The sequence below is a fragment of the Microvirga arsenatis genome, from assembly GCF_009910705.1.
GTDB classification, from domain to species: domain Bacteria; phylum Pseudomonadota; class Alphaproteobacteria; order Rhizobiales; family Beijerinckiaceae; genus Microvirga; species Microvirga arsenatis.
The window spans coordinates 64,662-86,137 of sequence record NZ_JAAAXJ010000009.1 but is presented as its reverse complement, the minus strand read 5'-3'; the positions used below and the strand labels follow the sequence as shown (position 1 = coordinate 86,137).

The 21,476-nt window shown below is 66.3% G+C and carries 25 protein-coding genes and 3 tRNA genes; 20 read left to right on the top strand and 8 right to left on the bottom strand.

Annotated features, from left to right (window positions below):
- Positions 1 to 67 precede the first annotated feature (67 nt).
- Positions 68 to 1,873 (bottom strand): PHA/PHB synthase family protein, encoded by a 1,806-nt coding sequence (locus GR303_RS16610; RefSeq protein ID WP_161723738.1) that lies wholly within the window; start codon positions 1,871 to 1,873, stop codon positions 68 to 70.
- A gap of 111 nt (positions 1,874 to 1,984) precedes the next feature.
- Here GR303_RS16610 and GR303_RS16605 point away from each other — a divergent pair, with 111 nt between their 5' ends.
- From GR303_RS16605 to GR303_RS16575, 7 genes are all read left to right on the top strand, one after another.
- Positions 1,985 to 2,398 carry a hypothetical protein gene (locus GR303_RS16605; protein ID WP_201752103.1) on the top strand — a complete coding sequence of 138 codons (414 nt, stop codon included), beginning with the start codon at positions 1,985 to 1,987 and terminating at the stop codon, positions 2,396 to 2,398.
- A 43-nt stretch (positions 2,399 to 2,441) separates the two neighbouring features.
- Positions 2,442 to 3,662, top strand: coding sequence for an LL-diaminopimelate aminotransferase (locus tag GR303_RS16600; protein WP_161723740.1), 1,221 nt, complete (start codon positions 2,442 to 2,444; stop codon positions 3,660 to 3,662).
- A gap of 111 nt (positions 3,663 to 3,773) precedes the next feature.
- The gene (locus GR303_RS16595) at positions 3,774 to 5,096 is read left to right on the top strand and encodes a homoserine dehydrogenase (protein WP_161723876.1); all 1,323 of its coding nucleotides are present in this window, start codon (positions 3,774 to 3,776) and stop codon (positions 5,094 to 5,096) included.
- Positions 5,097 to 5,149: 53 nt separating this feature from the next.
- Complete coding sequence (glpX, locus tag GR303_RS16590; protein ID WP_161723742.1) at positions 5,150 to 6,148, top strand: class II fructose-bisphosphatase; 999 nt, start codon at positions 5,150 to 5,152, stop codon at positions 6,146 to 6,148.
- Positions 6,149 to 6,359: 211 nt separating this feature from the next.
- Positions 6,360 to 6,803 carry a GNAT family N-acetyltransferase gene (locus GR303_RS16585; RefSeq protein WP_161723744.1) on the top strand — a complete coding sequence of 148 codons (444 nt, stop codon included), beginning with the start codon at positions 6,360 to 6,362 and terminating at the stop codon, positions 6,801 to 6,803.
- A 579-nt stretch (positions 6,804 to 7,382) separates the two neighbouring features.
- Positions 7,383 to 9,194 (top strand): single-stranded-DNA-specific exonuclease RecJ, encoded by a 1,812-nt coding sequence (gene recJ / locus GR303_RS16580; RefSeq protein ID WP_161723746.1) that lies wholly within the window; start codon positions 7,383 to 7,385, stop codon positions 9,192 to 9,194.
- 79 nt (positions 9,195 to 9,273) lie between these two features.
- Positions 9,274 to 9,348: transfer RNA gene (locus tag GR303_RS16575), tRNA-Glu, on the top strand.
- Positions 9,349 to 9,439: 91 nt separating this feature from the next.
- On the opposite strand, the gene GR303_RS16570 is transcribed toward GR303_RS16575, so the two are convergent.
- A complete protein-coding gene (locus tag GR303_RS16570) occupies positions 9,440 to 9,742 on the bottom strand; it encodes a hypothetical protein (RefSeq protein WP_161723748.1) in 303 nt (100 codons plus the stop codon).
- 202 nt (positions 9,743 to 9,944) lie between these two features.
- Between GR303_RS16570 and GR303_RS16565 the strand changes: the two genes are divergently transcribed.
- On the top strand, positions 9,945 to 10,724 hold the full coding sequence (locus GR303_RS16565) for a GGDEF domain-containing protein (protein ID WP_161723750.1): 780 nt from the start codon (positions 9,945 to 9,947) through the stop codon (positions 10,722 to 10,724).
- A gap of 79 nt (positions 10,725 to 10,803) precedes the next feature.
- The gene (locus tag GR303_RS16560; protein WP_161723752.1) at positions 10,804 to 11,037 is read left to right on the top strand and encodes a DUF6894 family protein; all 234 of its coding nucleotides are present in this window, start codon (positions 10,804 to 10,806) and stop codon (positions 11,035 to 11,037) included.
- 49 nt (positions 11,038 to 11,086) lie between these two features.
- On the opposite strand, the gene GR303_RS16555 is transcribed toward GR303_RS16560, so the two are convergent.
- From GR303_RS16555 to GR303_RS16540, 4 genes are all read right to left on the bottom strand, one after another.
- Complete coding sequence (locus GR303_RS16555; protein ID WP_161723754.1) at positions 11,087 to 11,341, bottom strand: hypothetical protein; 255 nt, start codon at positions 11,339 to 11,341, stop codon at positions 11,087 to 11,089.
- Positions 11,342 to 11,433: 92 nt separating this feature from the next.
- The gene (locus tag GR303_RS16550) at positions 11,434 to 12,078 is read right to left on the bottom strand and encodes a 2-dehydro-3-deoxy-6-phosphogalactonate aldolase (protein WP_201752101.1); all 645 of its coding nucleotides are present in this window, start codon (positions 12,076 to 12,078) and stop codon (positions 11,434 to 11,436) included.
- 72 nt (positions 12,079 to 12,150) lie between these two features.
- Positions 12,151 to 12,432 (bottom strand): hypothetical protein, encoded by a 282-nt coding sequence (locus GR303_RS16545; protein ID WP_161723756.1) that lies wholly within the window; start codon positions 12,430 to 12,432, stop codon positions 12,151 to 12,153.
- A 75-nt stretch (positions 12,433 to 12,507) separates the two neighbouring features.
- A complete protein-coding gene (locus GR303_RS16540) occupies positions 12,508 to 12,687 on the bottom strand; it encodes a hypothetical protein (RefSeq protein WP_161723758.1) in 180 nt (59 codons plus the stop codon).
- On the opposite strand from GR303_RS16540, the gene GR303_RS16535 reads away from it, so the two are divergent.
- On the top strand, positions 12,686 to 13,198 hold the full coding sequence (locus GR303_RS16535; protein WP_161723760.1) for an Lrp/AsnC family transcriptional regulator: 513 nt from the start codon (positions 12,686 to 12,688) through the stop codon (positions 13,196 to 13,198). The two genes, GR303_RS16540 and GR303_RS16535, sit on opposite strands and share 2 nt — an antisense overlap.
- Positions 13,199 to 13,240: 42 nt before the next feature.
- On the opposite strand, the gene GR303_RS16530 is transcribed toward GR303_RS16535, so the two are convergent.
- Entirely contained in the window at positions 13,241 to 14,206 is a 966-nt protein-coding gene (locus GR303_RS16530; protein ID WP_161723762.1) for a DUF1624 domain-containing protein, read from the bottom strand.
- Between the two features lie 111 nt (positions 14,207 to 14,317).
- On the opposite strand from GR303_RS16530, the gene GR303_RS16525 reads away from it, so the two are divergent.
- The 8 genes from GR303_RS16525 to GR303_RS16490 all read left to right on the top strand — a co-directional run bounded on the left by GR303_RS16525 (position 14,318) and on the right by GR303_RS16490 (position 18,626).
- On the top strand, positions 14,318 to 15,031 hold the full coding sequence (locus tag GR303_RS16525) for an SIR2 family NAD-dependent protein deacylase (protein ID WP_161723763.1): 714 nt from the start codon (positions 14,318 to 14,320) through the stop codon (positions 15,029 to 15,031).
- A gap of 127 nt (positions 15,032 to 15,158) precedes the next feature.
- Positions 15,159 to 15,782 carry a cold-shock protein gene (locus GR303_RS16520; protein ID WP_246205647.1) on the top strand — a complete coding sequence of 208 codons (624 nt, stop codon included), beginning with the start codon at positions 15,159 to 15,161 and terminating at the stop codon, positions 15,780 to 15,782.
- Complete coding sequence (locus GR303_RS16515) at positions 15,782 to 16,249, top strand: DUF192 domain-containing protein (RefSeq protein ID WP_161723765.1); 468 nt, start codon at positions 15,782 to 15,784, stop codon at positions 16,247 to 16,249. The genes GR303_RS16520 and GR303_RS16515 overlap by 1 nt, the downstream gene beginning before the upstream one ends.
- Before the next feature lie 10 nt (positions 16,250 to 16,259).
- A complete protein-coding gene (locus tag GR303_RS16510; RefSeq protein WP_161723767.1) occupies positions 16,260 to 16,679 on the top strand; it encodes a hypothetical protein in 420 nt (139 codons plus the stop codon).
- Positions 16,680 to 17,320: 641 nt separating this feature from the next.
- A tRNA-Pro gene (locus tag GR303_RS16505) sits at positions 17,321 to 17,397 on the top strand.
- 37 nt (positions 17,398 to 17,434) lie between these two features.
- Complete coding sequence (locus GR303_RS16500; RefSeq protein ID WP_161723769.1) at positions 17,435 to 17,740, top strand: ETC complex I subunit; 306 nt, start codon at positions 17,435 to 17,437, stop codon at positions 17,738 to 17,740.
- Positions 17,741 to 17,758: 18 nt separating this feature from the next.
- A tRNA-Arg gene (locus GR303_RS16495) sits at positions 17,759 to 17,835 on the top strand.
- A gap of 86 nt (positions 17,836 to 17,921) precedes the next feature.
- A complete protein-coding gene (locus GR303_RS16490; RefSeq protein WP_161723771.1) occupies positions 17,922 to 18,626 on the top strand; it encodes a TVP38/TMEM64 family protein in 705 nt (234 codons plus the stop codon).
- Here GR303_RS16490 and GR303_RS16485 read toward each other — a convergent pair whose 3' ends face one another.
- Positions 18,627 to 19,346, bottom strand: coding sequence for a GntR family transcriptional regulator (locus GR303_RS16485; protein ID WP_161723773.1), 720 nt, complete (start codon positions 19,344 to 19,346; stop codon positions 18,627 to 18,629).
- 96 nt (positions 19,347 to 19,442) lie between these two features.
- Between GR303_RS16485 and GR303_RS16480 the strand changes: the two genes are divergently transcribed.
- Together GR303_RS16480 and GR303_RS16475 are read left to right on the top strand one after the other, a co-directional pair.
- On the top strand, positions 19,443 to 20,372 hold the full coding sequence (locus tag GR303_RS16480) for a dihydrodipicolinate synthase family protein (RefSeq protein WP_161723775.1): 930 nt from the start codon (positions 19,443 to 19,445) through the stop codon (positions 20,370 to 20,372).
- A gap of 69 nt (positions 20,373 to 20,441) precedes the next feature.
- Entirely contained in the window at positions 20,442 to 21,464 is a 1,023-nt protein-coding gene (locus tag GR303_RS16475; protein WP_161723777.1) for a 4-hydroxyproline epimerase, read from the top strand.
- Positions 21,465 to 21,476: the final 12 nt, after the last annotated feature.

The window sequence follows — 21,476 nt, the reverse complement described above, 5'->3', positions numbered from 1 at the left end:
GCTTACGGAAAAGGCCGGCGAAAGCCGGCCTTTTTCATGTGAGGAACCGAGGTGGGACAGCGACGCCTCAGGCCTTCTCCAGAACGTAGGTGCCGGGGGCATCGCAGAGCGGCTCCAGCTTGCCGCCGCCCGGCTCGCGCGCGGACACCATGCGCGGGGCCTGGGCCTTGATCCACTCGAACCAGTAGGGCCACCAGGAGCCGGGCGTCTCCGAAGACTGCTTGACCCAGTCCTCCAGTTCGCCCTCGACGGGCCCGCCGGTCCAGAACTGGTACTTCGGCTTTCCCGGCGGGTTCACCACGCCGGCGATATGCCCCGATCCGGCCAGGACGAAATCGACGGGGCCGCCAAAGGCCTTCGAGCCCTCGAAGACCGAGCGGGCGGGGGCGATGTGGTCTTCCTTCGTGGCCAGGTTGAAGACGGGCACCTTCACCTTCTTCAGATCGAGCTTCACGCCCGCCAGCTCCATCTCGCCCTTCACGAGCTTGTTCTCGAGATAGCAGTTGCGGAGATAATAGGCGTGGTTGGCCGCCGGCATGCGGGTGGAATCGGCGTTCCAGTAAAGGAGGTCGAACGGCAGCGGCGCCTTGCCCTTCATGTACACGTTGACCACGTAGGGCCAGATCAGGTCGGTGGGCCGCAGCATGTTGAAGGCGTTGGCCATGCGCGAGCCTTCCAGGTAGCCGCGCTTCCTCATGGAGGCCTCGAGGCGGCGAACCTCCTGCTCGCCTGCAAAAACCTTCAGATCGCCCGCATGGGTGAAATCGACCTGCGCGGTGAAGAGGGTGGCGCTGTCGATCCGCTTGTCCCGCTTGGCGGCCATGTAGGCGAGGGTGGTGGCCAGCAGGGTGCCGCCGACGCAGTAGCCGATCGTCGTCACCTTCTTCTCGCCCGTCGCCTGCTCGACCGCGTCGAGCGCCGCGAAGATGCCGTCGCGCATGTAGTGCTCGAAACCCATTTCCGCATGCTGCTCGGACGGGTTCACCCAGGAGATGCAGAACACCGTCAGCCCCTGCGCGACCGCCCACCGGATGAAGCTCTTTTCCGGGTTGAGATCGAGGATGTAGTACTTGTTGATCCACGGCGGCACGATCAGCAGCGGGCGCTTGAGCACCTTCTCGGTCGTTGGCGCGTACTGGATCAGCTCGATGAGCTCGTTGCGGAAGATCACCTTGCCGGGCGTGGTGGCGATGTTCACGCCGACCTTGAAGTTGCTCGGGTCCGACTGGCGGATCTTCAGCTCGCCGCGCCCGGCTTCGATGTCCTCGGCGAGCATCTCGACCCCGCGCACGAGGTTGGCCCCGTTCTCGCGCAGGGTCTCGCGGATGAGTTCCGGATTCGTCAGCAGGAAGTTCGAGGGCGAAAGCGCGCTGGCGATCTGCTTGAGATAGAACTGCGCCTTGTGGCGCGTGCGCTCGTCGAGCCCCTCCGCATTCTCGACCAGATCCTCCGCCCAGCGCGAGGAGATCAGGTAGGCCTGCTTCAGGAAGTCGAAGACCGGGTTCTCGGACCATTCCGGATCCTTGAAGCGGTTGTCCTTCGGTTCCGGCTCCGCCACGGGTTCGGCACGCTCGCCCTGCGCGCGCTTCAGGGTGGAGGCCCACAGGCTCAGGAACTGGGTGCCGAGACGCGACTGCGCCTCCAGGCTCTTCTGCGGATCGGTCAACCAGGCTTCGGCCACGCGAGTCAGGGATTTGATCGCTTCCGAAGCATCGACCGGCGGCTCGGCCGGCGCTTGGCCTTCCTGAACGGGCTTGAGATAGGCGGCGGCCGCCTTGCCGGCTCCCTCGATGAAGCGTGTCATGTTGCGGGAGAGTTCCTCGAAGTCCGGCATGGGGGCCTGAGCCTTCTCTTCACCATATGGCTTGTCCATAGGGCGATCTCCCTCTATCGCAGCAGCATTGCCCGCAGGCTGCATTTCCGACATCTTAGCGTCCGGCCAGCGGGGTTTGCCAGAGTCATGTTGCCATCCTTAGGTATCAGAATGCGTCAGAAGACCACTTCGATCCCTCGCGCCGCGGCCATCGCCGCTACGCTGGCTGCGGCAGCCGGCCTGGCCGGCTGCCAGGGAGGCGCCAATCCGGTCCGGGATGTGGCGACCTCATTGGGCGGCGGGCCCCAGGTCGCGGCCACTCCGGATTTCGTCGCCCGCTCCCGCCCGGCCAATCTGGACTACATGCCCATCGGCACCCCGGTTCCCGAGCGGCCGACCCCGGCGCGCACGGCCGAGGAGGTGAAGGCCGCCGAGGCGGAGCTCGATGCCCTTCGCGCCCGCAACGAGGCGGCCGGAGCCGCCGCGGCGGAGCTCGGCAGCACGCCGCCGCCGGAGCCCGTCCGGCTCCCGGCCAACACGTCGCAGCCCACGCGCCAGAAGGCGAATTCCAAGAGAACCCCTTAGAACCTATACCGGAGCGAGGTGATTCCGCTCGGGGACGAGAACCATGTCTGATTTTTACCGGATCAAGCGCCTTCCGCCTTACGTCTTCGAGCAGGTCAACCGGATCAAGGCCGCCGCCCGGGCGAACGGCGCCGACATCATCGATCTGGGCATGGGCAATCCGGACCTTTCCGCCCCGCAGCACGTGATCGACAAGCTCGTCGAGACCGTGGGCAAGCCGCGCACCGACCGCTACTCGGCCTCGAAAGGCATCTCCGGCCTGCGCCGCGCCCAGGCCGGGTACTACGAGCGCCGCTTCGGCGTGAAGCTCAACCCGGACACCCAGGTGGTGGCGACCCTGGGCTCCAAGGAAGGCTTCGCCAACATGGCCCAGGCGATCACCGAGCCGGGCGACGTGATCCTCGTGCCGAATCCGAGCTATCCGATTCACGCCTTCGGCTTCCTGATGGCGGGCGGCGTCATCCGCTCCGTGCCGGCCGAGCCGACCCCCGACTTCTTCGTCGCCGCCGAGCGCGCCGTGATGCACTCGATTCCGAAGCCGGTCGCGCTCGTGGTCTGCTACCCGTCGAACCCGACGGCCTATGTGGCCTCCCTCGACTTCTACCGGGACCTCGTGGCCTTCGCGAAGAAGCACGAGCTGATCCTGCTGTCGGACCTGGCCTATTCGGAAGTCTATTTCGACGAGGCCAACCCGCCGCCCTCGATCCTTCAGGTGCCCGACGCCATCGATGTGGCGGTGGAGTTCACCTCCATGTCCAAGACCTTCTCCATGGCAGGCTGGCGCATCGGCTTCGCGGTGGGCAACGAGCGGCTGCTGGCGGCCCTCGCCCGGGTGAAGTCCTACCTCGATTACGGCGCCTTCACCCCGGTGCAGGTGGCCGCCACCGCGGCGCTCAACGGGCCGGACGACTGCATCCGCGAGATGCGCGCCGTCTACAAGCGCCGCCGCGACGTGATGGTCGAATCCTTCGCCAAGGCCGGCTGGAACGTTCCCGTGCCGACCGCCTCCATGTTCGCCTGGGTGCAGATCCCGGAGCGGTTCCGGAGCATGGGCAGCCTGGAATTCTCCAAGCTCCTGGTGGAAAAGGCGGACGTGGCGGTCGCGCCCGGCATCGGCTTCGGCGAGCACGGGGACGACTACGTGCGCATCGCCCTTGTGGAAAACGAGCAGCGCATCCGCCAGGCCGCCCGCAACATCCGCAAGTTCTTCGACAACGCGGACCAGACGCTCCACAACGTGGTGCCGATGGTGCGCCGGGTCTGAGGCTGCCAGGAGGAGCCACGAGCGACGCAATCCCGGGGGCGCCCCATCCGCATGGACATGGAACCCGGGCGGTCGTAAAAGCAGCCCGACATTTCGGAGGAGCTGTTCTTGGTGACTCGTCCCCTACGGGTCGGCATTGCCGGCCTCGGCACCGTCGGCGCATCGGTCATCCGCATTCTCGACCGGCAGACCGAATCCATCGCCCAGCGCGGCGGGCGGCCGGTCCAGGTCGTTGCGGTCTCGGCCCGCGACAGGACCAAGGATCGCGGCGTCGATCTCTCCCGCTTCACGTGGTTCGACAGCCCGGCGGACCTCGCCGCCTCCGCCGATGTGGACTGCGTGGTCGAACTGGTGGGCGGCGCGGACGGGGCGGCCCTGGAGACGGTGCGCACGGCGCTCTCCCACGGGCGGCACGTGGTGACGGCCAACAAGGCCCTGCTCGCCAAGCACGGCCTCGCCCTGGCGAAGCTCGCCGAGGAGAAGGGCGCGTCGCTCGCCTTCGAGGCCTCGGTCGCCGGGGGCATCCCGATCATCAAGACCCTGCGCGAGGCGCTGCCGGCCAACCGGATTTCGCGCCTCTACGGCATCCTCAACGGCACCTGCAACTACATCCTCTCCCGCATGGAGCTGGAGGGCCTGACCTTCCAGGAGTGCCTGAAGGACGCCCAGCGCCTCGGCTATGCGGAGGCCGATCCCACCTTCGACGTGGAAGGCTTCGACACGGCCCACAAGCTCGCGATCCTCACCAGCCTAGCCTTCGGCACCGAGATCGACGCCGAGGCGATCTATGTGGAGGGCATCTCCTCCATCGCGCCGCTCGACCTCGCCATGGCGAAGGAGCTGGGCTTCCGCATCAAGCTTCTCGGCGTCGCCGAGCGCACGAGGACCGGGATCGAGCAGCGCGTCCACCCGACCATGGTGCCGCGCACCTCCGCCATCGCGCAGGTGATGGGGGTGACGAACGCGATCACCATCGACGCCGATGCGGTGCGGGAGCTGACCTTGATCGGGCCCGGGGCAGGGGGCGACGCCACCGCCTCTGCGGTCGTGGCGGACATCGCCGATGTGGCTGCCGGCAAGGCGCAGCCGCTGTTCGGTGTTCCCCTCGATCGCCTGGAGAGGGCGCCCCGGGCGCCCATGCAGCGCCACGAGGGCGGTTACTACATCCGTCTCACGGTCCATGACCGGCCGGGCGTCGCCGCCGGCGTTGCGACGCGCATGGCGGAGGCCGACATCTCGCTCGAGAGCATCCTGCAGAAGCGCTCCGAGGTCGCCGCCAACCAGGACCCGCACGGCCGGTCCGGCGCGCCCGTTCCGCTGGTGCTCATCACCTACGCGGCGACGGAGGCCTCGATCCGCTCGGCCTTGGAAAAAATTACGGGGGATGGTCTTATTGCCGAGCCGCCCCAAGTCATCCGCATCGAACGCGAGTAACCTGCAACGGGCCTGAAAGGCCCGAGCCAGCTCAAAAGGGAGACGACACGTCCATGTCGCAAGGCATTACCGTCCAACCGGGCCAAATCATCGAGCGCATCCTGACCCTGGAGCTCGTCCGCGTCACCGAGCGCGCGGCGGTGGCCTCCGCCAGGCTGCGCGGCCGCGGCAACGAGAAGGCGGCCGATCAGGCCGCGGTGGACGCCATGCGCCGTGAGCTGAACAAGCTCCCCATCGACGGCACGGTCGTCATCGGCGAGGGCGAGCGCGACGAGGCGCCCATGCTGTTCATCGGCGAGAAGGTCGGCAACAAGCAGGGACCGAAGGTCGACATCGCCGTCGATCCGCTCGAGGGCACCACCCTCTGCGCCAAGGACATGCCGGGCTCCATCGCGGTGATGGCGATGGCCGAGGCGGGCACCCTTCTCGCCGCGCCGGACGTCTACATGCACAAGATCGCCGTCGGACCGGGCTATCCGGCAGGCGTCGTCGATCTCGATGCCTCCCCGGAGGAGAACATCCACAACCTCGCCAAGGCCAAGGGCGTGAAGCCGAACGAGATCACGGCGCTGGTCCTCGACCGCCCGCGCCATGCGGATCTGATCGCCGCCATCCGCAAGACGGGCGCGGGCATCCGCCTGATCTCCGACGGCGACGTGGCCGGCGTGATCTTCACGACGAAGCCCGCCGAGACGGGCATCGACATCTATCTCGGCATCGGCGCCGCCCCCGAGGGCGTGCTGGCGGCGGGCGCGCTGCGCTGCATCGGCGGCCAGATGCAGGGCCGCCTCATCCTCGACACGGAGGAGAAGCGCTCCCGCGCCCTCCAGATGGGCGTGACCGATCCCAACAAGAAATACGATGTGACGGATCTCGCCCGCGGCGACGTGATCGTGGCCGCCACCGGCGTCACCGATGGCGGGCTCCTGAAGGGCGTGCATTTCGGCAAGGACGTGATCACCACCGAGACGGTGGTCTACCGCTCCGCCACCGGCACCGTCCGCCGCATCTACGGCGAGCATCGGGAGCTGTCGAAGTTCCACCTGGATTGAGCGCCCTTCCAGCGCGGACCATAGCCAATGCTGTGCCATGGCCGGGCTCGTCCCGGCCATTTGCGTTTCGCCCCTCTCTCACCTCATCCTGAGGAGCAGACGCAGTCTGCGTTTCGAAGGAGGATCCAGTGCTCTCCGGAGGCTCCTTCGAGACGGCCGCTCAAGCGACCTCCTCAGGATGAGGACATTGCTCAGTAGGATCAGGAATAGAATGATTCACATCCGCCCCTTCGCACCGAATGACCGCGACGCCTGGGAGCCTCTCTGGCAGGGCTATCTCGCCTTCTACAAATCCTCCTTAGCCGCAGAGGTGACGGAGGAGACGTGGCGTCGGCTCAACGACCCGAACGAGCCGATGCACGGGCTTGCCGCCGTCCTCGATGGCTCCGTCGTCGGCATCGTCCACTACATCTACCACCGCTCCACCTGGACGATTGGCGACTACTGCTACCTCCAGGACCTCTTCGCGGCGGAGGCGGCGAGGGGGCGCGGCGTCGGGCGGGCGCTGATCGAGGCCGTCTATGACAGGGCCAGGGCGGACGGCGCGAGCCGGGTGTACTGGCTCACCCACGAGACCAACACGGCCGCCCAGGCGCTTTATGAGAAGGTCGCCTCCCGCAGCGGCTTCATCCAGTACCGGCACCTGCTGGGGTGAATGAGCACAAGGGCGGATTTCCGTTTCCTGCGCCGACGCTGCCCGACCGCTGATCCGCCGTCGTAGGAGAGCCCCGGCGTCATCCCGGACGCCGCAGGCGATCCGGGATCGGGTGCAGGAGAGGGCGAGGTGCGGGTGAAATGTTCTTACTTTGTTCTTGACTTCGGCTGCAAGCTCGGCTATATCGTTGTACATCCTCGTCCGGTGAGGGGCGCGCTCGCGAGGCGTCGCAGATGCGGGACGGGGCGCGGTCCCGCCGCAGGCCTCGCACGCCTGTGGTCGCGGGAGGCCGACCCTGGGGCTCTGCCGCAGGAGGTCCGCCTGAAAAGAACCGCGCGTGACGGGCAGTTCGGCTCTCACACTCACCACCATCACCCATCGAGCCGGGCTGCCCTGCACGCCACCCTCGAGCAACCCTGACGGCTCGCAGCTCCCGCTGCGGGCCCGAAGGTGCTTGCCCTTTGACAGTCGATGCTCGAACGCCCGGCGTGTCGCCGGTGGCCCGCCGGATGCAACGCGACGGTGCTTACCCGAGATCGTCGGGTGCTTTGACCACAATTCGGGTTTAAGACTCGCCCTGTGACCGAATCATCCCCCCTTGTCCTGCCGAAGCCCTTTCTCGGCATCACCAATTCCGCCCTCGGGCGCACCTGGGTCGAGCGCTGCGACGCCGCCCAGAGCGCGATCGCGCTCGCCATCGCGCAGACGCACGGGCTTCCGGACGTTCTCTCCCGGGTGCTGGCGGGCCGGGGCGTGGGCATCCACGACACCGAAGGCTTCCTGAACCCGCGCCTGCGGGACCTCATGCCCGATCCCCATGTGCTGACCGACATGGAGGCTGCGGCCTCCAGGCTCGCCGACGCGGTGATGCGGGTCGAGAAAGTGGCGATCTTCGGCGATTACGACGTGGACGGCGCCTGCAGCGCCGCGCTGCTCGCCGAATACCTGCGCGCCTGCGGCGTGAGCTACGCGATTCATATTCCCGACCGGATCACGGAAGGCTACGGCCCCAACGTGGATGCGATCCGCGCGCTGAAGCAGCAGGGGGCGGACGTCCTGGTGACCGTGGATTGCGGCACCGCCAGCATCGAGCCCCTGGCCGAGGCGAAGCGGCTCGGGCTCGATCCGGTCGTCCTCGACCACCATCAGGCGCCCGAGCGGCTGCCGGAGGCGCTTGCCATCGTGAACCCCAACCGTCAGGACGACCTGTCGGGCCTCGGCCATCTCTGCGCCGCGGGCGTGGTGTTCCTCTTCCTCGTCGCCCTCAACCGGGCCTTGCGCAGCCGAAACTTCTTCCAGGGCCGTCCGGAGCCGGACCTGATGGGGAGCCTCGACCTGGTGGCCCTGGCGACCGTCGCGGATGTGGTGCCGCTTCTGGGCCTGAACCGCGCCTTCGTGCGCCAGGGGCTCGCCATCATGCGGAGCCGGCGCCGGATCGGCCTGGCCGCGCTTCTCGACGCCGCTGGGCTGGCCGGGGCGCCGGAGTGCTGGCACCTCGGCTATCTCGTCGGGCCGCGCATCAATGCCGGCGGGCGCATCGGCGATGCCGCTCTCGGCTCCAAGCTCCTCCTCACCGAAGACCCGGTTCAGGCCGGCCGGCTTGCGGCCGAGCTCGACCGGCTCAACCGCGAGCGGCAGGCCATCGAGGTGGTTGCGGTCGCCGAGGCCGAGGCTCAGGCGATGCTGGCCCTCGACCGCAATCCGGACCTGCCCGTACTCGTCACGGCCTCGCCCGGATGGCACCCCGGCGTGGTGGGCCTGGTTTCCGCCCGCACCAAGGAGCGGTTCCGGCGCCCCGCCTTCGCCTTCACCCTCAATCCGGACGGAACGGCCACCGGTTCGGGGCGCTCCGTGCCGGGGGTGGATCTGGGATATGCCGTGCGGGCGGCGGTCGAAGCAGGGATCGCCATCAAGGGCGGCGGCCATACCATGGCCGCCGGGGTGACGATCCTCGCGGCGGATCTCGAACGCTTCCTCGCCTTCATCACCGAGAAGCTCTCCGAACCCGTGAGCGCCACGCGCCTGCGGGACAATTTCCCCATCGACGCCACCCTGACGGCTGCGGGCGCCCAGCCGGCCCTGGTTGCGGCTCTGGAGAGGGCGGGACCCTTCGGCCAGGGACAGCCGGAGCCGGTTTTCGTCTTTCCCCAGCACCGGGTGATCGAGGCGCGGGAGGTCGGCAGCGGCGGGCATGTGCGGGTCAAGCTGCGCGGCGGCGATGGCAGCTTCATCGGCGGCGTTGCCTTCCGGGCAGCCGGCCAGCCGCTCGGTCAGGCCCTGTCCCAGGCCATCGGCAACCCGCTCCATGTGGCGGGCACGCTGTCCATCGATCGGTGGGGTGGGGGAGAGAAGGTCGAGCTTCGCATTCAGGATGCGGCACGGCCCGAATAATTCACATCTGACGCTTGCGATGCGTCACGAAGCCATCTATAGGTTCGCCCACTTCGGCGGCACCGCCCCGAAGCTCCGCGCGCCCTTCGTCTATCGGTTAGGACATCTGCCTTTCACGCAGGAAAGAGGGGTTCGACTCCCCTAGGGCGCGCCACTCTCCACCCTCCGTAAAATCGCCATCCCGACAGACCGCATGCGCGGGCGGCGCTTGCACCGCCGGTCGCAGGTTCGAGGCCCAGGGCCAGCTAGATCGGGCTGCCCTTCACCCGCGTCACCATCTCCCAGTTGTCCCCGGCGGCGATCATGCAGGCCTTGCCGTCCGGCATCGTCATGACCATCGTCCAGGAGCCGTTGGACGAGGCGAAGACCTCGAGCACCTGTCCCGGCTGGGCGAGGCCGATCCCCACCGGGTCTTCCTTGTACTGGTCGGAGAGAAGCTTCACGAGCTGTTCGCGCGGGCCGCAGGCGGCTTGGGCCTCTGCCGGGGCAGGGGCGAGGAGGCCGAGGGCTGCGGCCGCCGAAAGAAGCGCAAGGGAGCAACGGTTCATGGCACGTCCCTGAAACGGTTGGCCCGCAAATTCCCTTGGCGTGGCAGTCAACGCATGGACCCGGAGAAAAGCTCCGTCCGGCTCCGCAGAAATACGGGCTATCCAAGCGCCGCGATCTAGGATAACGGCTCTGCTATATAGTGTCTTTAGCGCGATGCCCTTTACTATGTGGACTTTACGTAACCTTGTGCGGAAACTGACGATGCCGTCGATCACGAGCCGAGAGGATCTCGTGAGATATGTCGTGACGGTGACCGCCTTCGCGCTTGTCGTTTCCCTGACGGTCGACCTCACCCAGCAGTTTCTCTTCTTCACGTCCTGGACGGCGGTGCTGCGGACCGCCGTCATCACGACCCTCACGGCTGCGGGCATCGCGGTGCCGGTATCCTGGATCTTCGGCCGCGCCCAGAGGGACTTGCAGGAGGCCAAGCGGCGCCTGGAGGCGATCAGCCGGACGGACCCTCTGACAGGCCTGCCGAACCGCCGCGCCCTGATCGAAGCCGCGAGCCAGCCGTCTCCGGAGGCGATGGTGATGGTCGTCACCGATGTGGACCGGTTCAACGCCATCAATGACGACCACGGCTACCGGACCGGCGACCTTCTTCTCCAGGCGCTCGGGCGCAAGATCGAGGCTCACCTCTCCGATTTCGGTCTCGTCGGCCACATGCGCGGCGAGGAGTTCGCCCTGATCTCGACCAAGGTGCCCGTGGAGCAGATCGTCAACGCCGTCGTCGACATGCTGCGCGCCGTCGAGCGCACCCCGATCGACACTCCCCAAGGGTCCATACAGGTGACGATGTCGGCCGGCATGGCCGTTCGCCGACCGGGAGATCCCTTCGAAAAGTTCTACACGGATGCGGAGGAGGCCCTGCAGGCGGCAAAGCGGAGCGGCACGAGCCAGCTCAGGCTGTCGGAACATGCCCGGGAGGCTGCTCTCTCGGGGCAGGCTGCGGAGCGGATGAGCCGCATCCTCGCACATTGAGACATGAGACGGAGCCAGGGGTCGAACCCGCAGCGCTCCTTCGCGTTTTCCCCGCCAATATCTGACAGAGCTGACGCCCATGCCGCGCTACTTCTTCAACATCCGGGACGGCTATGAGGTCGACGAGGACGAGGAGGGCATCGACCTCCCCGATCTCGAAGCGGCCCGCGCCGAGGCTCTGGCCACCGTGGAGGAACTGCGGGACGAGCTTGCCGGTGCCGACAACATCGAGCTCGAGATCACCGACGAAACGGGAAGGCGCCTGCTGACGGTGCCGTTCTTCCGCGGGAGGCAGGGCGGCAGGCGGCGATGAAAAGCCCGGCCTCAAGGCCGGGCTCTGCCGAAGAAACCGCCGAGCGAAATCAGCACTCGGTCGTCTTCTTGGTCGTCGTGTCACCGAACGCGTCGGTCTTCTGCTTGGTCTCGGTGGTGCAGCCGACGGCTCCGGACGAGGTCGTCACGGTGGTGGAGGACGTCGTGCTCGGCTCGGTCTTGCGCTCGATGGTGGTTGTGCTGCCCAGAACACCCTCTTCCTTCTTGATGGTCGTGGTGGTGTCCTGAGCGAAGGCAGCGGTGCTCAGAAGCGAGGCCGCAAGGATCAGTACCGTCTTCTTCATCGTAAACCTCCAAGGTTAAGCCTTTCCCTGAGAACGGCCTTCCTTCCTGAGGGTTCCTGCGCCCCTTCGTTTCGCGATGCGGAGGCGCAGGCTCAGCCTTGGCGCAGGTCCTGCCATGCGGAGGCGAAAGCGCGGGCGTTGCGGCCGATCTCCTCGACCGTCATGGCGGGCGTGAACAGGGCCGATCCCAGCCCGAAGCCGTTGGCGCCGGCATCCACGTAAGGCTTCATATTGTCCGGCTTGATGCCGCCGACCGGCACCACGAGAGCATCCTTCGGCAGCACGGCGCGCCAGGCCTTCACCACGGCCGGAGGGATCGCCTCAGCCGGAAAGATCTTGATGGCGTCGGCGCCGGCCTTCAGGGCGGCGAAGGCCTCGGTCGGCGTGGCGACGCCGGGCGTGCACACGAGCCCCTGTTCCTTGGCCCGCCGGACCACGGCAAGGTCCGCATGGGGCATGACGATCAGCCTGCCGCCCGCATCGCGGATGCCATTGACCTGGTCCGGGTCGAGGACGGTGCCGGCGCCGACGAGGACCGTGTCGGGCATGGCCTTGGCAAGGATTTCGATGCTGCGGAACGGCTCGGGCGAGTTGAGCGGCACCTCGATGATCCGAAAACCCGCCTCTACGAGGGCAAAGCCGACGGCTTCCGCGCTGTCGGGCTTGAGGCCCCGCAGGATCGCAATCAGGGGAAGCTCGGTGAGATAGTCCCGCAGCACGACAGCACCTCCAATCATGGGCCATTCCGGAAGCCTGGCGGCTTCGTCGGCAGGTCAGGCGTTACTAACTGGAAAGGAAAGGGGCCGGTTTCAACCGTTCGCCGCGGTCCCGTCGAGAAACCGCGTCAGATAGGCGACGGCATTGCGCAGGGTGTCGCGCCCGTCGCTGCTGTGCTCGATGAACCAATCCTCAAGCCCGATTCCGGGAAAGAGCTGCTCGATGCCGGCGAAGAAATCCATGAGCTTGAGCGAGTCGAAATGCAGGCCGTGAGCCAGCGACATGTCGAGGGTGATGGCGGTGTCGCGGGAATGAAGCGACTGGCACAGCGCCAGCACGCGCTGGGCGATGTCCGCCTCCAAGGGAAATGTCACTGTTCTTGCCCCCAATGTGACTGGCATTGAGTCATACGGGGAAAAATCGTTCGATCAATGACGAAACGATGCCGTTCAAAGGAAAATACGGCCGTTGAGCCCGGTTTTTCGATGCAGTTCGGCTTCCGGCAGGCACCAGGAAGCACCCGGGCCGCTGCCGATCTGCGCAATTGCAAGAACCGGGTTCGGTAGGATAGAGACCGGCGATCTTCCGTCGGCCGCGCCGTTGCCGGGGCCGTGTTCGAGGAGAGCCATGAAGCCGCCCGCGAAGCTGCTGAACCGCAGCGTCAAACCTGCCCTCGACCGGATCGATCTGCTGATCCTCGACGCGCTGCGCGCCAACGGGCGCATCACATACCAGGCCCTGTCGGAGCAGGTGGGCCTTTCGGCCCGGCCGTGCCTGGAGAGGGTCAGGCGCCTCGAGCAGAGAGGGGTCATTCGAGGCTACACCGCCCTGGCCGAGCCGTCCGCCCTCGGCCACGACATCATTGCGCTTGCGGGGATCAGCATGAGGGACCCTTCCGCCGCCGCGCGGCAGCGTCTCGAACGGGCGCTGACCGCCAGCCCGGCCGTCGTTGAGATCCAGGTGGTCAATGGGGAATACGACTACGTCGCGAGGATCGTGGCGCCGACGCTGGCGGCCTACGAAGCGATGACGGAGGCCTATCTCTCCGATCCGGGCTACGGGGTCGGGCGGATCCACACCACCTTCGTTTTGAAAACCCTCAAGCCGTTCGACGGCTATCCGGTGGCCGCCGGGGCTTGAGCCGTTCCGCTTCGACGTCCGTGGATCTGTTGCGACCCTGCCTCAGGATGGCGGGCTCTGGCGCAGGCATTGCTGCGCAGCGCGGGAGATGCGCGTCTGGTCCTCGGGGGTGGTGGCGTTGGTCAGCACCTTCCGCCACAGGTCGCTCCCGCGCAGGGCGTCCACGGTGCAGGAGCAGAGCGCACGACAGGTCTGCGGCTGCGCATTCTGCAGGCAGGTGGCCTCGCATTGGATCATGAACGGCCGTGCCTCCGCCGCAGGGTTCGGGCCGACGACCTGCAGCACCCCATAGAGAGCGCCAAGCAGGACGATCTGATGGGTGAGATAAATCGGCAGGCTCTTGCGGCCGGCCCAGGCGAGCGACCTCGCAAGCGGATTCTGCACGCGCCAGCGGGCGAGGCCCATGGTTTCCTGCCGTGCGAGGAGGATGCGGCCTGCGGCCACGCCGATCAGAACGAAGCCGAACCAGGGGAAGATCGGCACATAATCGTTGGTGACGGGATCGGAGGAGCCGAGCCCCAGCCAGTCGAGCCAGGGTGCATCCAGGGAGGGGCTGGTGAAGATCTGCGGGGCCGCCAGGCAGAACACGGCCGCGGCCAGAGTCGCCCCAGGATGCAGCCGCAAGAAGGGCAGGGCGAGAACGCTCGAGGCTGCGATGCAGTGGAGGATGCCGAAGAAGATGAAGCTCTGCGGAAACGCGAAGAAGGTTGCGAGGGTGACGGCCAGCGCCGCGCCGCCGATCTTCGCCAGACGCGTCAGGAAGGGCCTAGGCTTGAAGCCCCTTGCATGGGCGAGCACGAGCCCGAAGCCTGCCAGCGTCAGGAACGAGCCTGCGATGGCGCGCGCGAACCAGCGCCATGCCGGAACCTGCAGGATGTTCGTTTCGATCAGCTGCAGAAAGCTCAGGTCCCAGCTGAAGTGATAGACGATCATCGCCGCGATGGCGACGCCGCGGGCCACGTCGAGCGCATCCCAACGCTGTGCGGCGGCATGAAGCCCTGAAGGCATGGTGTTCAAATCCGCTTGTCGCATGGTTCAGGGCATTCCCTCGCGGCCGCTCGCTCTTATCTCAAGCACATGACCGAGAGCCTCGCCGCGTCAATCGCCACATTGAAGGATATGATTCAAGAGGCCCGCATCGTTGCGGGCTTCACGGGGGCCGGCATCTCGACCGAGAGCGGCATCCCGGACTTCCGCTCGCCCAACAGTCCGTGGCTGCGCAACAAGCCCATTGCGTACGAACTCTTCCTCCGGAGCGCGAAGGCGCGGCGGGAGGCGTGGCGGCGCAAGTTCGCCATGGACGATCTCTATCGGGGCGCCCGACCCAGCACCGGCCATCGCGCCCTTGCCGCCCTCGTCGCGTCGGGGCGGATGCCGGCCGTGATCACCCAGAACATCGACGGGCTCCATCAGGAATCCGGCCTGGGAGACGATCAGGTGATCGAGCTGCACGGCAACGGCACCTACGCCAAGTGCCTCTCCTGCGGGCGCCGGCACGAGCTCGACTGGGTGAGATACCATTTCGACCGCAATGGGGAGCCGCCGGAGTGCATGGCCTGCGGCGGCATCCTGAAATCCGCGACCATTTCCTTCGGGCAGGCCATGCCGGAGGAACCGATGCGGCGGGCGCAGAAGCTTTCGGCCGCCTGCGACCTGTTCCTGGTCGCAGGCTCGTCCCTGGTGGTCTATCCGGCTGCCGCTTTCCCGGCCTTCGCCAAGGAAAACGGCGCGCGCCTGGTCATCGTCAACCGGGAGCCTACGCCCCTCGACGACGTCGCGGACCTGGTCGTTCATGCGGAAATCGGCGAGGTCTTCTCAGAATTTCCGACGTAACTTCAAGAGCATGGAGGCTGCCGAAAAATTCATCGCCCATCGAGGCGCGTTTCTGGCTTCCCCTGATTCAGGACGATGTTATCCTCTTTTTAAGAATCGGGTTCATGATTCGAGTTTGGGTTATTTCATGACTGGCGATTACGGCTCCAATTCTTTTAGCCTCCGAGAGGATAATGCCTCCTTGGATCAAGGCCGCCGCGAGGTGGCCCAGCCGGCTCCGACCGAGGAGGGCGCTCTCGAGCTGATCCAGGTCAGCGGCCGTATCAAGTGGTTCGATGTGGCCAAGGGCTTCGGCTTCATCGTGCCCGACAATGGCATGCCCGATGTGCTCCTGCATGTGACGTGCCTGCGCCGCGACGGCTACCAGGCCGCCAACGAAGGCGCCCGGATCGTCGTCGAGGCGGTGCAGCGCCCGCGCGGTCTGCAGGCCTTCCGCATCCTCTCCCTGGACGAGTCGACCGCCCTGCATCCCTCGGAGCTGCCGCTGCCCCGCACCCATGTTCAGGTGGTGCCGACGAGCGGCCTGGAGCCTGCCGTCGTCAAGTGGTTCAACCGGCTGCGCGGCTTCGGATTTCTCACCCAGGGTGAGGGCAAGCCGGACATCTTCGTCCACATGGAGACCCTCCGCCGCTACGGCATTGCCGAGCTGAAGCCGGGCGAGCGCGTGTTCGTCCGCTTCGGCGACGGCTCGAAGGGTCTCATGGCCGCCGAGGTCCGCCTGGCCGACATGGCCCTGCCGCACTCGCATTGATGGCTGCATCCGTGCTGTCGACGCTCAGGCCCGTTCTTCCGGCCCTGTCGGCTCTCGTTCTCGTCACCGGCGCAGCCTATGCCCAGGCTCTCGAGACCTTGTCCATCGCCACTCAGGGCGGACAGCGCCAGAGCTTCAGGGTCGAGGTTGCCCGCAACGACGCCGATCGGGCGCAGGGCCTGATGTTCCGCCGCTCCATGCCCGCCGATCAGGGCATGCTGTTCGATTTCGGCCGGGTCGAGCCTGTCTCCATGTGGATGCAGAACACCTACCTGTCGCTCGACATGCTGTTCATCCGCGCGGACGGCACCATCGCCCGGATCGCGGCGAATACCGAGCCCCTGTCGACCCGCACGATCCCGTCGGGCGAACCCGTGCTCGCCGTCCTGGAATTGAATGCAGGCACGGCGGCCAAGCTCGGGATCAAGGCCGGCGACCGGGTGGAACACCCGATCTTCAAGCGCTGAGTTCGAAGGCTTGAGGCGCGACGGACAATGGTGCAGGGCTCTCGTCCTGGCCGGCACGCTCCTGTCCGGGCCCGCGCAGGCGGAGGTCGGTCCGCATACCCTGAACGATGTCTCCGACAGCCTGCTGCGCGCCTATAACCGCAGCGACGCAGTCGCGCTGCATGAGCTTCTGGCACCCGCCCTGCAGGCGAAATACGCCATCGAGGATCTTCGCCTGACCCTGGCTCGCTGCCGGGGTCTGACGCACGACATCGACCGCTTCAGCATTCCGTCATGGGGAGCCAGAAACTTCGGCTTCTTCGGGGTTTATGCCGAGAACTCGGTGCTTGAGATGATCCTCGAGATCGATCCGAGCGGGAAGATCGTTCACATGGTGATCACCGACGATCTGGCCGCCAAGGACCAGCAATGCACCCTCACCAGGTTCTGAACGGGCCGTTCGAGCGGCAGGGCGTCTCGAAGTGTTGATCGTCACCTGGTTTCCTGAGATCGGATCGAGGATCGTCATCGAGGGCCTGCGCTGCTTCCAGGGCGGACACAGCGTCCGCCCTCCGGCAACGGCCAGGCTCAGCCATCGTTCGCGTGGAGCCTCGCGCGCTGTGTTCCAGCACACGACATGCGCTGGCGCCGCCTGTCCGAAGGCCGGAGGCTTTAGATGAATCTCCAGAGGCCGGCGAGCATGGCAGCGCCGAACAAAGTGCCGCCGAGGGCATAGGGGAACCAGGTGGGAAAAGGGCGGTCGTGCCCGCTGTAGTTGCTCATCATGAGCCTCCTGCAGTCGATCCTGCGATGCGCCGGCCGCTCATCATGAGGGCCCGCCCGGCATCGATCGACGCATGAAGTTCATGACGTTGCGGCAAGTTGCCAGCCAAAAATCGTCGCAGGGTTAAGCCTTGGTTTACATAGGGCTTTTGTTCCCGAGGGAGGTGATCGGCTTCCTCGTTCCAAGCATGGCCGCACAAGGGCCGCGCCGGAGGGTGGCCCCAGGGCATCCCGGGTGCCTTTGGCGGGAACCCCACCCCTTGCGCATCGGTTTCCAGAACGATAGAGAAACCAATCTGTTGAGGATCTCGGGGTGTAGCGCAGCCTGGTAGCGCATCTGCTTTGGGAGCAGAGGGTCGCGGGTTCAAATCCTGCCGCCCCGACCATCCTCGACGGACGAGTCGTGGAGAGAGCTCAAAACCGATGCCTGCACGGATCTACAAGCCCGCCAAGTCCGCAACCCAGTCCGGCCTGGCCCGGACGAAGCAGTGGCTTCTCGTCTTCGAGCAGGACAAACCCCGCGAGATCGAGCCGCTCATGGGCTGGACCAGCTCGGGCGACACGCGCCAGCAGATCCGCCTGTGGTTCGACACCAAGGAGGACGCCATCGCCTATGCCGAGCGCGAGGGCATCGCCTACCGGGTCGAGGAACCCCATGAGGTCAAGCGGCGGACGATCTCCTATTCCGACAACTTCAAGTTCAACCGCGTCGGTCCCTGGACCCACTGAGGTCAAGGCCCACCGGACGGCTCCGTAGCTCAGCTGGATAGAGCAGCCGCCTTCTAAGCGGCAGGTCGTAGGTTCGAGCCCTACCGGAGTCGCCATTTCCTTCGGCATTCGCTGGGTTTGTGCCGCCGGAACGGCGAACCCCATGGTGCGTTTGGCTTCCTCAATCGGAGAAGTCACGCCTTTGCCATCATCACCTGACCACCGAAACTTCCTCTGGCTCGCTGTCCCGTCCGTCATCGGCTTCGTCGCGCTCATCGCCGCCTGGTTCCTGCTGCCCATGGACGAGTGGCTGCAGCATTTCAGCCGATGGGCGCAGGGCCTCGGCACCGTGGGAATTGTGCTGGTCAGCATCGCCTATGTGATCTGCACGATCCTTCTGGTTCCCGGCGTGGCGCTGACGCTCGCGGTCGCCGTCGCCTATGGCTGGTGGGCGCTGGCGATCTGCTTCTTCGGCGGCATGACGGCGGCCCTGATCTCCTTCCTGATCGGCCGTTATCTCGCCAGGGACAGGGTCAAGCGTTTCCTCGACCGCTACCCGACCCTGAAAGCTATCGACACGGTCACCTACGAGGAATCGTTCAAGACCATCCTTCTGTCGCGGCTGACGCCGGTGACTCCGTTCGCCGTCGAGAACTATGCCTTCGGCGTGACGGGCGTTCGCTTGGTTCCCTTCCTGGTGGCAACGGCAGTCGGAATCATTCCCGGGACGGTCCAGAACGTCTGGATCGGCGTGATCGGCCGCACGGCGGCGGAGGGCGGCGCCGGCGCGATGAACTGGATCCTGCTGATCATCGGCCTCGGCGCAACCGTCGTCCTGACCGTCTGGATGACGAAGCAGGCGAAGCTCAGGATGAAGCAGCAGGCCGAGCCCGCCCTGCAGGGCTGATCATCCATCCTGGCGAGCGGGCGTGTCCTTCTGGTGCTCCTGAAGGTATTTGAGCAGCGATCGTCCCGCACCTTCGATATGGCTCTTCAGGAGCTTGCAGGCCGCGCCGAACTGTCCCCCGATGCACATGCGGAGCAATTCGTCGTGCTCGGCCTCGGCGCGCGCACGGCCGTCGGTGAGGGCGAGCTGGAGCCTCGTGTGCCGGTCGCATTCCTGCAGGAGCTTCGCGACGATGGACAGCGACCGGGGCTGGCCTGCATGCTGGTACAGGACCAGGTGGAACTCCCGGTTCAGCTCGCCCCAGCGGCTCACATGCATGGCATGAAGCTCGGAGCTGTATTCCTGCAGGATGCCCCGCAGCCTTCCATAATCGCTCTCCGTCAGGTGCGGGGCCGAGGCCTTGAGCAGACGCGGCTCGAGGAGCGCCCGCAGCTCGAACAGCTCTTCCACTTCCGCAGGCGAGAGGGCCGAGACGATGGCCCCGCGATGGGGATGGATCTTCACCAAGCCCTCCGCCTCGAGCTGCACCAGGGCCTCACGCACCGGGATCCGGCTCACGCCGAACTCCACCGCCAGCGCCTCCTGGCGCAGCTGGAAGCCCGCTTCGAACTCTCCGTCCACGATGCGCCGGCGCAGTTCCTCCGCCACGGAGGCGGAGACGGTTCGGTGCTGAAGGGGCTTCCGGAGAGGCTGGGACTGGGATGCGGTTCTTGTCGACATGGGAATCCGAAAGGGCAGGCAGGGCCCCGCTTGACAGTGCAGATTTTATACAATCTACAATAAAGAAATTCAATTGCTATCGGGAGCAGGACCACAATGGCGAAAAAGATCGGCTGGGAAGGCGTCTTTCCCGCGGTGACGACCCAGTTCAAGCCCAATTTCGAGCTCGACATCGAGGCCACCGCCAGGGTGATGGACGGGCTGATCCGCGACGGGGTGTCGGGGCTCGTCGTCTGCGGCACCGTGGGCGAGAACACGTCGCTCAGCCGCTCCGAAAAGGTGGCCGTGATGGAGGCGGCCAAAGGCGTTGCCCGCGGGCGGGTGCCGGTAATCGCCGGCGTGGCCGAGTTCACGACGCAGTTCGCCTCCGAGGTCGCCAAGGAGGCCGAGCGCGTGGGCGTCGATGGCGTCATGGTCATGCCGGCGCTGGTCTATTCCTCCAAGCCGCACGAGACCGCCGCCCATTTCCGCGGCGTCGCCAAGGCCACCAGCCTGCCGGTGATGGTCTACAACAACCCGCCGATCTACAAGAACGACGTCACGCCCGACATCCTCGCCTCGCTCGCGGATTGCGAGACCATCGTCTGCTTCAAGGATTCCTCCGGCGACACGCGCCGCTTCATCGACACCAGGAACATGGTGGGGGACCGGTTCGTGCTGTTCGCAGGCCTCGACGATGTCGTGGTCGAAAGCGTGATGCTGGGAGCCGAGGGGTGGATATCCGGCATGTCCAACGCCTTTCCGCAGGAGGGCGAGACCCTGTTCCGCCTGGCGAAGGCCGGACGCTACGAGGAGGCGAGGGCGCTCTACGAGTGGTTCATGCCGCTGCTGCACCTCGATGCCCGCCCGGACCTCGTGCAGTGCATCAAGCTGTGCGAGCACATCATGGGGCGCGGCTCCGCGCTCACCCGCCCGCCGCGCCTGCCCCTCGAAGGGGCGGAGAAGGCCGAGGTCGAGGCAATCATGGACAAGGCCCTGAAGAACCGACCGAAGCTGCCGGACGTGGGTCTGAAGCCAGCAGCCTGATACAACCATGGCGGGGCCGATGGGTCCCGCCTTTTCTTCGCGATCTTCATTTCCGGAGCGAGTGAGGCCATGGCGCGCCACACCTTCTTCTGCATCGACGGCCATACCTGCGGCAATCCGGTTCGCGTGGTGGGCGGCGGCAGCATCCCCCAGCTCAAGGGCGAGACCATGTTCGAGCGCCGCCAGCACTTCCTGGCGGAGTACGACTGGATCCGCACCGGCCTCATGTTCGAGCCGCGCGGGCACGACATGATGTCGGGCTCGATCCTCTATCCGCCGACGCGGCCGGATTGCGACGTGGGCATCCTGTTCATCGAGACCTCGGGCTGCCTGCCCATGTGCGGTCACGGCACCATCGGCACGGTGACCATCGCGCTCGAGAACGGTCTCATCCACCCGAGGATTCCGGGCCTGCTGCGGCTCGACACGCCCGCCGGCGTCGTCGAGGCGCGCTACGAGCAGAATGGTCCCTTCGTGGAACGGGTGCGCATCACCAACATTCCGTCCTTTCTCTACGGCACGGGCTACGAGGTGGAAGTAGAGGGCCTCGGCCATCTCACCGTCGACGTGGCCTATGGCGGCAATTTCTACGCCATCGTGGAGCCGCAGCGGCTCTACTCCGATCTCGCCGAGGTCAATCCGTCCGACATCCTGCGCTGGAGTCCGAAGCTGCGCGAGGCGTTCAACGCGCGCTACCGGATCGCCCATCCCGAGAACCCGGCCATCGATCGTCTGACTCACGTGCTGTGGACCGGCAAGGCGCAGACGCCAGGCGGTACGGCGCGCAATGCCGTGTTCTACGGCGACAAGGCCATCGACCGCTCGCCCTGCGGCACCGGAACCTCCGCCCGCATGGCGCATCTCGCCGCCCGCGGGGCGCTGAAGGAGGGCGATGCCTTCGTCCACGAGAGCATCATCGGCTCGACCTTCACCGGCCGCATCGAGGGGCGCGCGAAGGTGGGGGACCGGGATGCGATCATTCCGTCCATCGAGGGCTGGGCGCGGGTAACGGGCTTCAACACCATCTTCATCGACAGCCGGGATCCCTTCGCCCACGGCTTCCAGGTGGTCGACCAGAGCCGCACGGCCTGAGCCTGCGCGGGA